Consider the following 13327-nt stretch of genomic DNA (forward strand, 5'->3'; position numbering starts at 1 on the left):
CCTGCGGTATGACATTGGACTCCGCCGGTCGCGGGGGGTCGGGCCGGGTGCGTGACTTAGGCTCGATGCCATGCAGCGCATCATCGGAATAGAGGTCGAATACGGCATCTCGACCCCGACCGAGCCGTCGGCCAACCCGATCCTCACCTCGACCCAGGCGGTCCTGGCCTACGCCGCGGCGGAGGGCGTGCCGCGCGCCAAGCGCACGCGCTGGGACTACGAGGTGGAGTCGCCGCTGCGCGACGCCCGCGGATTCGACCTGAGCCGGATGAACGGTCCCGCGCCGGTGATCGACGCCGACGAGGTGGGCGCCGCGAACATGATCCTCACCAACGGCGCCCGGCTCTACGTCGACCATGCCCACCCGGAATACTCCGCGCCCGAGGTCACCGACCCCCTGGACGCGGTGATCTGGGACAAGGCGGGCGAGCGGGTGATGGAGGCCGCCGCGCGGCACGCCTCGAGCGTGCCGGGGGCTCCGCGGCTGCAGCTGTACAAGAACAACGTCGACGGCAAGGGCGCCTCGTACGGCACCCACGAGAACTACCTGATGAGCCGGGACACCCCGTTCAACCAGATCATCGTCGGGCTCACGCCGTTCTTCGTGTCCCGCCAGGTGGTGTGCGGCTCCGGCCGGGTCGGCATCGGCCAGTCCGGCGACCACGCGGGCTTCCAGCTGTCCCAGCGTTCGGACTACATCGAGGTCGAGGTCGGCCTGGAGACCACGCTCAAACGGGGCATCATCAACACCCGCGACGAACCGCACGCCGATGCCGACAAATACCGCAGGCTGCACGTCATCATCGGTGACGCCAACCTGGCCGAGATGTCCACCTACCTCAAGGTCGGCACCACCGCCTTGGTCCTCGACCTGATCGAAGCGGGCGAGGACCTGTCGGATCTGCAGCTGGCCCGCCCGGTCACCGCGGTGCACACCATCAGTCACGACCCCACGCTGCGGGCGACGGTCGCGCTCGCCGACGGCCGCGAGCTGACCGGTCTCGCGTTGCAGCGCGTCTACCTGGACCGGGTGATCAAGTTCGTCGACCGCACCGGCAACGACGACAAGCGCGTCCAGGACATCATCGAGAACTGGGCGATGGTCCTGGACCTGCTCGAACGCGATCCGATGGAGTGCGCGAACCTGCTCGACTGGCCGGCCAAGCTGCGCCTGCTCGAGGGCATGCGCAGCCGCGAGGGCCTCGGCTGGGCGGCCCCCAAGTTGCACCTTATGGATCTGCAGTACTCCGACGTGCGCCTGGACAAGGGGCTCTACAACCGCCTGGTCGCCCGCGGCTCGATGAAGCGGCTGGTCACCGAGCAGCAGGTCCTCGACGCCATGACCAACCCGCCCACCGACACCCGCGCCTACTTCCGCGGCGAATGCCTGCGCCGCTTCGGCGCCGACATCGCGGCGGCCAGCTGGGACTCGGTGATCTTCGACCTGGGCGGCGACTCCCTGGTCCGCATCCCCACCCTGGAACCCCGCCGCGGCACCAAGGCCCACGTCGGCAAACTCCTCGACGGCGTGACCACCGCCGCGGACCTGGTGGAGCAGCTGACGACATAGTCCACCTGCGCGAGACCAACACCGCCACACAAAATAGGCACACTGTCGGTGCTGGTAGGTAGTGTTGAGGGACGAGCACGGACAATGCTCATGATCGGGACCGTGCTCACCATGGGTCCCGATCATGGTGAGGACAGAGGAGGTCGGCTGCCATGGCACAAGAGCAGACCAAGCGCGCCGGGGGTGGCGACGAGGACGAGGGCCCCGACGGTGTAGACGCCGCCGGTCAGGAGCGCCGCGAAAAGCTGGCGGAGGAAACCGACGACCTGCTCGACGAGATCGATGACGTGCTCGAGGAGAACGCCGAGGACTTCGTCCGCGCGTACGTGCAGAAAGGTGGCCAGTGACAGTCGGTGACCCCTCGCGTCTCCACCTGGGGTACGCCCTTTCTTCCTTCTCCGACTATCTCCGCATGCATGCTCCGGATCTTTTGCCCAGCAACAGGTTCGGACAGGGTGCCGCCGGAATCCCCGGCGGCACTTCCGCGAAGGAGATCGCTCCGCACGGCACCACCATCGTGGCGGTGAGTTATCGCGGCGGTGTGCTGATCGCCGGTGACCGCCGTGCCACCCAGGGGAACCTGCTGGCCAGCCGGGATATCGAGAAGGTCTACATCACCGACAGCTATTCCGCGGCGGGCATCGCAGGCACCGCGGGGATGGCGGTGGAGATGGTGCGGATCTTCGCGGTGGAACTGGAGCACTACGAGAAGCTCGAGGGCGTGCCGCTGACCTTCGACGGCAAGGCCAACAAGCTGTCGAAGATGGTGCGCGAGAATCTGCCCGCGGCCCTGCAGGGTCTGGCGGTGGTGCCGATGCTGGTCGGCTACGACCTGGACGCCACCGATGCCGACAAGGCGGGCCGCATTGTTTCGTTCGATGTGGTGGGTGGACGCAGCGAGGAGCGATTCGGGTACGCCGCGGTCGGTTCCGGCTCGATGTTCGCGAAGTCCTCGCTGAAGAAGTTGTACGCCAAGGGAATCGATCAGGATCGCGCGTTGCGCATCGCTGTCGAGTCGCTGTTCGACGCGGCCGACGACGACACCGCGACGGGTGGCCCGGATCTGGTGCGCGGCATCTTCCCGACGGCGATCGTGATCGATGAGGAGGGTGCGGTCGAGGTGACCGAGTCGCGGCTGGCGGAGATCACCCGCGGCATCGTCGCCGACCGCGAGGCCGCCGAAGAAGGGAGCGCCTGATCATGACGTTGCCGTACTACGCGTCGGCCGAGCAGATCATGCGCGACAAGACCGAGCTCGCGCGCAAGGGCATCGCTCGGGGGCGCAGCGTCGTGGTCTTGACGTATGACAAGGGTGTGCTGTTCGTCGCGGAGAACCCGTCCGCGACGCTGCACAAGGTGAGTGAGCTCTACGACCGCATCGGGTTCGCCGCGGTCGGCAAGTACAACGAGTTCGAGAATCTGCGCAGGGGCGGCATCCTGCAGGCCGACATTCGCGGGTATCAGTACGACCGCCGCGATGTCACCGGCCGGGCGCTGGCCAATGCCTACGCGCAGACGCTCGGCACGATCTTCACCGATCAGCTCAAGCCGTACGAGGTGGAGATCTGTGTGGCGGAGGTGGGTTATCCGGAGCAGGCCGCGCAATCGGTGCTGTACCGGATCACCTTCGACGGGTCGATCGTGGACGAGCGCGAGTTCGTGGTGATGGGCGGCACCACGGAGCCGATCGTCACCGCGCTGAAGTCGTCGTACCAGCCGGGTCTGGACCTGGCCTCCGCGGTCGGCGTCGCGGTGCGCGCGTTGCAGGCGGGCGTTCCGGAAGGCGCGGAGAAGGAGAAGCGGGTGCTGGGCGTGAGCTCGCTCGAGGTCGCGACCTTGGAGCAGGCGCGTCCGCGCCGGGCGTTCCGGCGGGTGCCCAACGCCACGCTGGAGCGTCTGCTGAGTCCGGCGCAGGCGGCCGAGAAGCCCGCGGTGGAGGAGACCGGCTCCGAGCCGAAGGATGAGAAACCGTCGGCGAAGGAGACTCCGTCGGCGGAGTGATCCGCCGGGCCGACGACCTCGACGGCCCGCGAACGACGCTTGGTTCGCGGGCCGTATCGGCATGTCCGGGGCCGGGCCGAACTGTGCATCCTCCGGCGAAACCGGCGTTTCACCCGGGCAAATTCCGACAAAGCGGGCCAAATCGTTGTGAAGACGTATGCATACGGGTTGTTCGGTGCCCCACGCAAGACCTCGACTTGGCTGTAATGTCGATGGTGTGCAGCGACGAATTATGGGGATCGAGACCGAGTTCGGTGTGACATGCACCTTCCACGGTCACCGTCGACTGTCCCCCGACGAGGTGGCCCGGTATCTGTTCCGCCGGGTGGTGTCCTGGGGCCGTAGCTCGAACGTGTTCCTCCGCAACGGTGCCCGGCTCTACCTCGATGTCGGGTCGCATCCGGAGTACGCGACCGCGGAATGCGACAACCTGGCGCAATTGGTGACCCACGACCGTGCGGGCGAACGGGTCCTCGAAGAGTTGCTGATCGACGCCGAGCAGCGTCTGGCCGAAGAAGGCATCGGCGGCGACATCTACTTGTTCAAGAACAACACCGACTCGGCGGGCAACTCCTACGGCTGCCACGAGAACTTCCTGGTGGTGCGCGCGGGCGAGTTCTCCCGGATCTCCGACGTGCTGCTGCCGTTCCTGGTCACCCGTCAGCTGATCTGCGGCGCGGGCAAGGTGCTGCAGACGCCGAAGGCCGCCACCTTCTGCCTGTCGCAGCGCGCCGAGCACATCTGGGAGGGCGTCTCCTCGGCGACCACTCGCTCGCGGCCGATCATCAACACCCGCGACGAGCCGCACGCCGATGCGGAGAAGTACCGCCGCCTGCACGTGATCGTCGGCGACTCCAACATGTCCGAGACCACCACCATGCTCAAGGTCGGCACGGCCGCCTTGGTGCTGGAGATGATCGAGGCGGGTGTCTCGTTCCGCGACTTCGCGCTGGACAATCCGATCCGCGCGATCCGCGAGGTGAGCCACGACCTGACCGGTCGGCGCCCGGTGCGCCTGGCAGGCGGTCGGCAGGCCAGCGCCCTGGACATCCAGCGCGAGTACTACGCCCGCGCCGTGGAGCATCTGCGCAATCGGGACCGCGATCCCCAGATCGATCAGGTGGTCGACCTGTGGGGCCGCACCCTGGACGCGGTCGAGGCGCAGGACTTCGCGAAGGTCGACACCGAGATCGACTGGGTGATCAAGCGCAAGCTGTTCCAGCGCTACCAGGACCGGTACGGCATGGAGCTGTCCGATCCCAAGATCGCCCAGCTGGATCTGGCCTATCACGACATCAAGCGCGGACGCGGCGTCTTCGACCTGCTGCAGCGCAAGGGGCTGGCCAAACGGGTCACCGAGGACGAGGCCGTGGACGCCGCGGTCGACACCCCGCCGCAGACCACCAGGGCCAAGCTGCGCGGTGACTTCATCACCGCGGCCCAGGAGGCGGGCCGCGACTTCACCGTCGACTGGGTGCACCTGAAGCTGAACGACCAGGCGCAGCGCACCGTGCTGTGCAAGGACCCGTTCCGTTCGGTCGACGAGCGCGTAGATCGCCTGATCGCGTCGATGTAACTGCCGTGTTGGTTTTTCCAGCGCCTGCGGCGCTGGGTGTTCGCGGCCCCCTGGTGGCTCGCGAACGGAACAGGCTCGGTCTCGCTTCGCTCGAAAGACGTAGTTGGGGTGCGTTGGGCGCTTCGGTGAATGAAGTTTCGATCTGAACACTGAGGTCCTGGCAGCAGTTCGTTCGGTCGTGCCCATTGATATCGGGCGCGAGCGGTTGACCGTGTGGCTCGCGTTCGAGCGATGGTCTACCGCCTCGTCGCGGAGACGAGTCGGGCCTGCGGGCATGATCGAGGCATGATCATCGCCTTCTCCGTCACACCGCTCGGGACCGGCGTCGACGTCGGGCGCGCCGTCGCCGAAGCGGTCCGCGTGGTGCGCGCCAGCGGACTGCCCAATCGCACCGATGCCATGTTCACCACCATCGAGGGCGAATGGGACGAGGTGTGGCCGTCGTGAAACAGGCGACCGACGCCATCCTCGCCGTCGCTCCACGCTGCAGCTTGGTGTTGAAGGCCGACATCCGTCCCGGGGTGACGGATGCGATGACCGCCAAGGTGGAGAAGGTCGAGCGCTACTTGTCGGAAGACTGATGGTCCGCGCATTTCAACGACTGGCCGCGGCGGCTCAACGATTGTCGAGCCCTCAACGACTGTCGAGCCACCTAGCGGAACGCCGTTCGGTCTGCTGTTTCCATAACTTCGGCTACACCGACAAAGTCGTACCTGCGCGCGGCTCGCTCGTAACGGCGGATGCCGAGGTCAGTACGTTGCTCACCGACGCGCCCAGCGCACCTCGACCACAGGTTTCGAGCGAAGCCAGACCGAGCATGCGCCGTTCGCGGCCCGGCGCGCGCCTACGCGGCCGCCGCGTAGGCGACGAAGGCGCAAGCGGCGGTCGCGCGAACGTGAGCGATGAGAGGGCCGCGAACACGCCGCTACGAAGTAGCGGCCGAACCAACACAGCCCGGCTGCGCAGATTACCCTCTATCGGGTGGCGATATCCAAGGTCGAGCGGCTGATGAATCTGGTCATCGCGCTGCTGTCGACCCGGCAGTTCCTGACCGCCGAGCGGATCCGGGTGAGCGTGGCCGGATACGAGGACTCCGCCAGCGACGAGGCGTTCAGCCGGATGTTCGAGCGGGACAAGAACGAACTGCGTGATCTGGGGATTCCGCTGGAAGTCGGTCCGGTGAGCCGGTACTCGACGGTGGAGGGCTACCGGATCAACCGCGACGCCTACGAGCTACCCGACATCGATCTGAGCGACCAGGAGGCCGCCGCCGTCGCGGTGGCCGTGCAGATGTGGGAATCGCCGGAACTCGCCGCCGCGGCGGAGGGGGCGTTGCTCAAACTGCGCGCGGCGGGCATCCACGTGGAAACCGACGCCGCCGTGGCGTCCGTGCCCGCGGTTCCGGCCCGCGCTCGGGGCTCCGAACCCGTGCTCGGCAAACTCCTCGCCGCGATCGACGCGGGCCAAGCGGTGCGGTTCGAGCACCGCGGCGCGATCAACGCCCCCTATCTCATGCGCGACGTCGAACCGTGGGGCGTCGTCACCCATCACGGCCGCTGGTACCTGGTCGGGCACGACCGGGACCGGGACGCGGTGCGCAGTTTCCGGCTGTCCCGCATCGGCGACGATGTGACCGCGTATGGCCCGCGCAACGCCGTCCACAAGCCGGAGGGCGTCGACCTGCGCGCCATCGTCGACCAGGTCACCAGCACCGCGCCGGTCAGCGGCTCGGCGACGGTCTGGGTGGCCGAAGGGCGCGGGCGGGAGATCCGCAGGCTCGGCCAGGTGACCGGTGAGCGCGTCGTCGGCGGCCGTACGGGCGCCGTCGTCGAGCTTCCGGTGCGATCCCGCGATTGGCTGGCCCGGCTGATCACCGGCCTGGGCCCGGACGCCGTGGTACTCGCCCCCGAGTCGCTGCGTGCCGATGTCATCGCGCGGCTGCGTTCGGTGTTCGACCGCACGGAGGTGCGGGCATGAGCTCGCGGCTCTCGGTCCGGCTGTCCCGGCTGCTCAACATGATCCCGTACTTCATCGCCCACCCGGGCATCAGCGCGGCCGAGGCCGCCGCTGACCTGGGCGTGACCACCAAACAGTTGATGAGCGACCTCAATCAGCTGTGGATGTGTGGGCTTCCCGGGTACGGTCCGGGCGACCTGATCGACTTGTCGTTCTCCGAGGAGAGCATCGAAGTCACCTTCTCCGCAGGCATCGACCGTCCGTTGCGGTTGACCTCCACCGAGGCGACCGCGTTGCTGGTCGCGCTGCGCTCGATCGTCGACATGCCCGGCATGGTGGACCCGACGGCGGCCCACGCGGCCATCGCGAAGATCGAAGCGGCGATCGCGGGCGGCGCGGAACTCGCGGAGAACGGGCGGTCGCGAACCCCGCCGCCGGAGGCGCCCGCGGTGGCCGCCGTGCGGTCGGCGCTGGCGCTCGGCCGTGCGCTGCGGTTGGTGTACTACTCCGCCAGTCGCGACGTGGTGTCCGAACGCATCGTCGACCCGATCCGCATCGTCCTCGTGGACGACAACAGCTACCTGCAAGCGTGGTGCAGGCAGGCCGAGGGGGTGCGGCTGTTCCGCTTCGACCGGATCGAGGCCGCGACCGAGCTGGACGAACTCGCCCGGCCGCCCGTGCATGCCACCGACGCGACGGCGGGCCTGGACCTGTTCCAGGACGATCCCGCGGTCGCCTTGGCGCGCTTGCGGATTCACGCCGATTACGCTTGGGTGCTGGATCAGTACCCGATGCATCGGCTGGCGGTGCATCCCGACGGCAGCCTGGAGGCGACCATGCGGTTCGCCACGCTGGACTGGATGGCCCGCCTGCTGCTCGGTTTCGGGGCGGGTGTCACCGTCCTCGGCCCGCCGGAGCTGGTGGCGGCGGTGCGTGAGCGGTCGAACGCCGCGCTGGCCGCCTACGAGGAAGCCGGATACCTGGAGGCCAGATGAGGAAGGCAGAGGCCCTACCAGCATGAACAGTCGTGTGCTGGTGGTAGGCGCGGGCAGCATCGGCAACTTCGTCGGCGGCAAGCTCGGTGTAGCGGGCGCGGAGGTCACCCTGGTCGGCCGCAGGCGCGTGCTCGACGAACTCGGCGCGTCCGGGCTCCGACTCACCGACCTCGACGGCGGCGACGACGCGTTGCCGCCGGATCGATTCCACCGCGCCACCGAACCGGATGACGTCGGCTCGGCGGACCTGGTGCTGGTCACGGTGAAATCGGCGGCGACGGCGGAGGCGGTGCGCGACCTCGCGGGCAAGATCCGGCCGGGCACCGTCGTGCTCAGCCTGCAGAACGGCATCGGCAACGACTCGGTGATCCGGGAGATCCTGCCGCACTGCGTGGTCCTGGCCGGAATGGTGATGTTCAACGTCGTGCACCACCCCGTCGGGCGTTTCCATCGCGGCACCGAGGGCGGTCTCGCGGTACAGGACGATCCGGCTCTGGCGCCGTTCCTGGACGTATTCGAGCGAGCGGGGCTCGGCCTGCGCCGGTATCCCGACCTGCGGCCGGTGCAGTGGGCGAAGCTGCTGCTGAACCTGAACAACCCGGTCAACGCGCTGTCGGGGCGCCCGCTGCGGGAAGAACTCGCCGACCGGGACTACCGCCGTTGCCTCGCGCTCACCCAGCGCGAAGCGCTCGAGGTGATGAACAAGGCGCGAATTCGCCCCGCCCGGCTGACCCCACTGCCGCCCCGGGTGATGGCCGCGCTGCTGACCGTTCCCGACGGCCTCTTCCGGCGGGTAGCCGGGCAGGTGCTGGCCATCGATCCGATGGCGCGTTCGTCCATGGCGGACGACCTGGAGCTGGGCCGTACCACCGAAATATCCTGGCTGTGCGGGGAAATCGTCGAACTGGGCGCGATGGTCGGGATGCCGACGCCGGTGAATCAGCGGCTGATCGAATTGATCGTCGCGGCCGAGCAGGGCGGCAGGCGCGCGTGGACCGGACGGGAGCTGCTCGGCCAACTGCGGGCCGCAGCGGCGGGCGCCCCGCCCGAACGCAGGGCGAACGAGCGGTGACGGCGGCGTTCGCGCACGTCACCCTCCGGTAGCATCGAAACATCACAGTCTTGGGAGGTAGATCATGGGCAGTCTGAGCATCTGGCACTGGCTGATCATTGCGGTGGTCTTCGTGATGTTCTTCGGCGCGAAGCGGATGCCCGACGCGGCCCGCAGTTTGGGCCGATCGTTGCGCATCTTCAAGAGCGAGGTCAGTCAGATGCAGAACGAGAGCAACGCGCCAACCAGCGGCGCGCAGGCTCAGCAGCCCGCACCGCAGTTGCCCGCCGCGCAGCAGCCGACGCAGCAGGCCACCGAGCCCCGCACCGAGCAGAAATCGGTCTGAGCGGAGCCGCTCGCGCCGGAGTGAGGAAGAACTCACTCCGGACTCAGTGCTGTTGCCGAGCCGTGCGAGGCACGTGAACCCAGGGGCGATCACCAACCATGCGAATCCCGTTCGATCCGCGGCGCAGTAAGCGCAGGACCAATCCCGACGGCACCATGTCGTTGGTCGAGCATCTGCAGGAGCTGCGTTACCGGTTGCTGGTGTCGATCGCCGCGGTGATCGCGACGACGGTGCTCGGGTTCCTGTGGTACGGGCACGGGTTCCTCGGGATCGAGAGCCTCGGTGAGATCCTGCGCGGGCCGTATTGCTCGCTGCCCTCGTCGGCCCGTGCGTCGTTGACCCCGGACGGTGAGTGCCGTCTGCTGGCGACCGCGCCGTTCGAGCAGTTCACGCTGCGGTTGAAGGTCGGCCTGACCGCAGGGGTGGTGCTGGCGGCGCCGATCTGGCTGTACCAGTTGTGGGCGTTCATCACCCCCGGGCTGTACGCGAAGGAGCGCAAGTACGCGGTCGGGTTCGTCTCCTCGGGCACGGTGTTGTTCGCCGCCGGCGCGGTGCTGGCCTACGTGGTGATCGCGCACGCGTTGAGCTTCTTGCTGACCATCGGCGACAACGTGCAGATCACGGCGTTGAGCGGGTCGCAATATTTCTCGTTCATCATCCAGTTGCTGATCATCTTCGGGGTCAGTTTCGAGACGCCGTTGCTGATCGTCGGGTTGAACCTGGTCGGCGTGCTGACCTACGAGCGCCTGAAGGCGTGGCGGCGGGGGATCACCTTCGGGTTGTTCGTCTTCGCGGCGATCGTGACTCCGCAGGATCCCTTCTCGATGCTGGCGCTGGCCTTGGCGTTGACGGTGTTGTTCGAGGTGGCGATCCAGTTCTCCCGGGTCAACGACCTGCGCCGGGCGCGCAAGGAGCGCGAGGGCTGGGGTGCGCTGTCGGACGAGGAGGCCTCCGAACTCGGCGCCCCGTCACCGATCGATCCGGCCGGGTCGATCGGTACGCCCGCGGAGAAATCCGCACGACCGGTGTCGGACTACTCCGATACGCTCTGACGAGTGACAGTTGACCGGTCGCAGACGGGCGAGTTGACCGCATTTTCCGCCGAGCTGAAGTTCCGGCTGGATCCGTTTCAGCGCGAAGCCTGTGCGGCGCTCGAAGAAGGCCACAGCGTACTCGTCTGTGCCCCCACCGGCGCGGGAAAGACGGTCGTCGGTGAGTTCGCCGTTCACCTGGCGCTGGCGGCGGGCGGGAAGTGCTTCTACACCACGCCCATCAAGGCGCTGTCGAACCAGAAGTTCGCCGACCTCACCGAGCGTCACGGCCGCGACCAGGTCGGACTGCTGACCGGCGACCAATCGATCAATCCCGACGCGCCGGTGGTCGTCATGACCACCGAGGTGCTGCGCAACATGCTCTACGCCTCCTCGGACGCGCTGCGCGGGCTTTCCTATGTCGTGATGGACGAGGTGCACTACCTCGCCGACCGGTTCCGCGGCGCGGTGTGGGAGGAGGTCATCCTGCACCTGTCCCCGGACGTGCGGCTGGTCAGCCTTTCGGCCACGGTGAGCAACGCCGAGGAGTTCGGCGCCTGGATGGAGACCGTGCGCGGCGACACCGCGGTGGTGGTCGACGAGACCAGGCCGGTTCCGCTGTGGCAGCACGTCATGGTGGGACGGCGGATGTTCGACCTGTTCGACACCAAATCCACCGAGCAGAAGGTGCTCGTCGACGAAGACCTGGTGCGGTTCATCCGCCACCGTGAGGCGGCCGACCGGATGAACAGCTGGGGCGCCCCGCGCAACGGCCGCGGTGGCCCGCGCCGGGATTTCCGCCCGCTGCCGCGGCCGGAGGTGCTCGCCAAGCTGGACGAAGAGGGCTTGCTGCCCGCGATCACGTTCATCTTCAGCCGGGCGGGATGCGACGGCGCGCTCGCCCAGTGCCTGCGCTCGCGGCTGGATCTGAGCCGTCCGGAGGAGCGCGACGAGGTCGACGCGATCATCGACAAGCACACCGGCGATCTGCCCAAGGCCGATCTGGAGGTGCTCGGCTACTGGGAGTGGCGTGAGGCGCTGCACCGCGGCCTCGCCGCGCATCACGCCGGGATGCTGCCCGCGTTCCGGCACACCGTCGAAGAGCTGTTCGTCAACGGGCTGGTGCGTGCCGTCTTCGCCACCGAGACGCTGGCGCTCGGCATCAACATGCCCGCCCGCACGGTGGTGCTGGAACGGCTGGTCAAGTTCAACGGCGAGTCGCACGCGGAGCTCACGCCGGGGGAGTACACCCAGCTGACCGGGCGTGCGGGGCGGCGCGGCATCGACGTCGAAGGTCACGCGGTGGTGTTGTGGCAGCCAGAGGTGGACACCAGCGCGGTCGCCGGCCTGGCCTCGACGCGCACCTATCCGCTGCGCAGCTCGTTCCGGCCGGGCTACAACATGTCGATCAACCTCATCGATCGGATGGGTGCCGACGAGTCGCGCGCCCTGCTGGAGCGATCGTTCGCCCAGTTCCAGGCGGATCGGTCGGTGGTCGGGCTGGTGCGCGGCATCGAGCGCAACGAGGGAGCGCTGCGCAAGTTGCGCGACCAGCTCGGCGGTGCCGAAGGCGGGTTCCTCGAGTACCTGTCGCTGCGTGAGCGGATCAAGCAGCGGGAGCGGCAGTTGGCCCAGCAGAGCCGTGCCGACCGGCGCGGCGCCGCCGTAGACGCGCTCGGCGCGCTGCGGCGCGGTGACGTGGTGGCGATTCCGTCCGGCCGCCGCGCCGGGCTCGCGGTGATCCTGGAGCCGGACGCGACGCCGGGCGATCCGCGGCCGCTGGTGCTCACCGAGGACAAGTGGGCCGGACGGGTTTCGGTCGCCGACTTCCCGGTGCCCGCCGAGGCGCTCGGGCACATGCGGCTGCCGCGCCGGGTGGATCACCGCACCGCGCGCATCCGCCGCGACCTGGCCTCCGCGCTGCGCAGCACGGGAATCTCGGTGCCGGGCAGGCCACGTCGCGGCAGGCAGTCCGCCGCGGCCGACGACCGGGAACTGGCCACCTTGCGCCGGAGTCTGCGTGCCCATCCGGCGCACTCCAGGCCCGATCGCGAGCAGCTGGCCCGGATCGGCGAGCGCTACAACCGGTTGCAGCGCGAAACGGAGGCGATGCGCCAGAAGGTTGCCGCGACCACCAATTCGCTGGCGCGCACGTTCGATCGGATCCTAGGTCTGCTGGAGGAACGTGGATTCGTGCACGAGAGCGAGGTGACCGCGGACGGACGCCGGTTGGCGCGCATCTACGCGGAGAGCGATCTGCTGGTAGCCGAATGCCTCAGGAAGGGGTTGTGGCGCGGTCTCGGCCCGGCCGAACTGGCCGGTGTGGTCTCGATCCTGGTGTACGAATCCCGCCAGGAGGGCGGCTATCTCGGCGCGACCGGACCGACGGCTCCGATCCGGCGCGCGGTAGGCGCGACCATCGGCGTCTGGTCCGAGCTGCGCTCCGACGAGGCGCGACACAAGCTGCCGCCGACCAGGGAACCCGATCTCGGTTTCGTCGACGGCATTTACAAATGGGCACGCGGCGACGGGTTGGCCGAGTCGTTGCTCGCCAGCGGCGACCAAGGCTCGCCGCTGTCGGCCGGTGACTTCGTGCGTTGGTGCAGGCAGGTGATCGATCTGCTCGATCAGATCCACGGCACCGCCGACGATCTCGAGGTCGCCGCCACCGCGGCCAAGGCGGTGCGGGCGATCCGGCGCGGCGTCGTGGCGGTGGACGCCGCCTGAGCGGCGTGAGCGCCGGGCACGCGGCGGGCGGCAATATCAACACGGCGGATTCGATTGTGATTTGATTTCTTTCG

11 protein-coding genes and 1 pseudogene are annotated in these 13327 nt (G+C 68.2%); all 12 read left to right on the forward strand.

Features of this window, described 5'->3' with window-relative positions; genetic code table 11:
• Positions 1 to 70: 70 nt before the first annotated feature.
• The 12 genes and pseudogenes from dop to ABZW96_RS23060 all read left to right on the forward strand — a co-directional run bounded on the left by dop (position 71) and on the right by ABZW96_RS23060 (position 13253).
• Complete coding sequence (gene dop / locus ABZW96_RS23005) at positions 71 to 1570, forward strand: depupylase/deamidase Dop (RefSeq protein ID WP_039798407.1); 1500 nt, start codon at positions 71 to 73, stop codon at positions 1568 to 1570.
• 152 nt (positions 1571 to 1722) lie between these two features.
• The gene (locus ABZW96_RS23010; protein ID WP_014986166.1) at positions 1723 to 1917 is read left to right on the forward strand and encodes a ubiquitin-like protein Pup; all 195 of its coding nucleotides are present in this window, start codon (positions 1723 to 1725) and stop codon (positions 1915 to 1917) included.
• Complete coding sequence (gene prcB, locus ABZW96_RS23015) at positions 1914 to 2768, forward strand: proteasome subunit beta (RefSeq protein ID WP_355077558.1); 855 nt, start codon at positions 1914 to 1916, stop codon at positions 2766 to 2768. Before ABZW96_RS23010 ends, prcB begins: the two co-directional genes overlap by 4 nt.
• A 2-nt stretch (positions 2769 to 2770) precedes the next feature.
• Complete coding sequence (prcA, locus tag ABZW96_RS23020; protein WP_355077559.1) at positions 2771 to 3571, forward strand: proteasome subunit alpha; 801 nt, start codon at positions 2771 to 2773, stop codon at positions 3569 to 3571.
• 217 nt (positions 3572 to 3788) lie between these two features.
• Positions 3789 to 5147: a Pup--protein ligase gene (gene pafA / locus ABZW96_RS23025; RefSeq protein WP_174186519.1), complete on the forward strand. Its 1359-nt coding sequence runs from the start codon at positions 3789 to 3791 to the stop codon at positions 5145 to 5147.
• 285 nt (positions 5148 to 5432) lie between these two features.
• Positions 5433 to 5728 (forward strand): annotated as a pseudogene (locus tag ABZW96_RS23030) (thiamine-binding protein).
• 400 nt (positions 5729 to 6128) lie between these two features.
• Positions 6129 to 7124: a YafY family protein gene (locus ABZW96_RS23035; protein WP_355077562.1), complete on the forward strand. Its 996-nt coding sequence runs from the start codon at positions 6129 to 6131 to the stop codon at positions 7122 to 7124.
• The gene (locus tag ABZW96_RS23040; RefSeq protein WP_355077564.1) at positions 7121 to 8098 is read left to right on the forward strand and encodes a YafY family protein; all 978 of its coding nucleotides are present in this window, start codon (positions 7121 to 7123) and stop codon (positions 8096 to 8098) included. Before ABZW96_RS23035 ends, ABZW96_RS23040 begins: the two co-directional genes overlap by 4 nt.
• A 22-nt stretch (positions 8099 to 8120) precedes the next feature.
• On the forward strand, positions 8121 to 9170 hold the full coding sequence (locus ABZW96_RS23045; RefSeq protein ID WP_355077565.1) for a 2-dehydropantoate 2-reductase: 1050 nt from the start codon (positions 8121 to 8123) through the stop codon (positions 9168 to 9170).
• Positions 9171 to 9234: 64 nt separating this feature from the next.
• Positions 9235 to 9495, forward strand: coding sequence for a Sec-independent protein translocase subunit TatA (gene tatA / locus ABZW96_RS23050; protein ID WP_355077567.1), 261 nt, complete (start codon positions 9235 to 9237; stop codon positions 9493 to 9495).
• Positions 9496 to 9593: 98 nt separating this feature from the next.
• Positions 9594 to 10547: a twin-arginine translocase subunit TatC gene (gene tatC / locus ABZW96_RS23055; protein ID WP_355077569.1), complete on the forward strand. Its 954-nt coding sequence runs from the start codon at positions 9594 to 9596 to the stop codon at positions 10545 to 10547.
• A gap of 3 nt (positions 10548 to 10550) precedes the next feature.
• Positions 10551 to 13253, forward strand: coding sequence for an RNA helicase (locus ABZW96_RS23060; RefSeq protein ID WP_355077572.1), 2703 nt, complete (start codon positions 10551 to 10553; stop codon positions 13251 to 13253).
• The last annotated feature ends 74 nt before the right edge of the window (positions 13254 to 13327 follow it).

It is taken from the genome of Nocardia sp. NPDC004168 (assembly GCF_040610355.1).
Lineage (GTDB): Bacteria > Actinomycetota > Actinomycetes > Mycobacteriales > Mycobacteriaceae > Nocardia > Nocardia sichangensis.

What these genes read in the sequence shown, in the direction of transcription:
- ABZW96_RS23040 (WP_355077564.1), top strand. Translation starts at nt 7,121, where the DNA reads ATGAGCTCGCGGCTCTCGGTCCGGCTGTCCCGGCTGCTCAACATGATC.
- dop (WP_039798407.1), top strand. Translation starts at nt 71, where the DNA reads ATGCAGCGCATCATCGGAATAGAGGTCGAATACGGCATCTCGACCCCG.
- ABZW96_RS23045 (WP_355077565.1), top strand. Translation starts at nt 8,121, where the DNA reads ATGAACAGTCGTGTGCTGGTGGTAGGCGCGGGCAGCATCGGCAACTTC.
- ABZW96_RS23010 (WP_014986166.1), top strand. Translation starts at nt 1,723, where the DNA reads ATGGCACAAGAGCAGACCAAGCGCGCCGGGGGTGGCGACGAGGACGAG.
- prcA (WP_355077559.1), top strand. Translation starts at nt 2,771, where the DNA reads ATGACGTTGCCGTACTACGCGTCGGCCGAGCAGATCATGCGCGACAAG.
- tatA (WP_355077567.1), top strand. Translation starts at nt 9,235, where the DNA reads ATGGGCAGTCTGAGCATCTGGCACTGGCTGATCATTGCGGTGGTCTTC.
- tatC (WP_355077569.1), top strand. Translation starts at nt 9,594, where the DNA reads ATGCGAATCCCGTTCGATCCGCGGCGCAGTAAGCGCAGGACCAATCCC.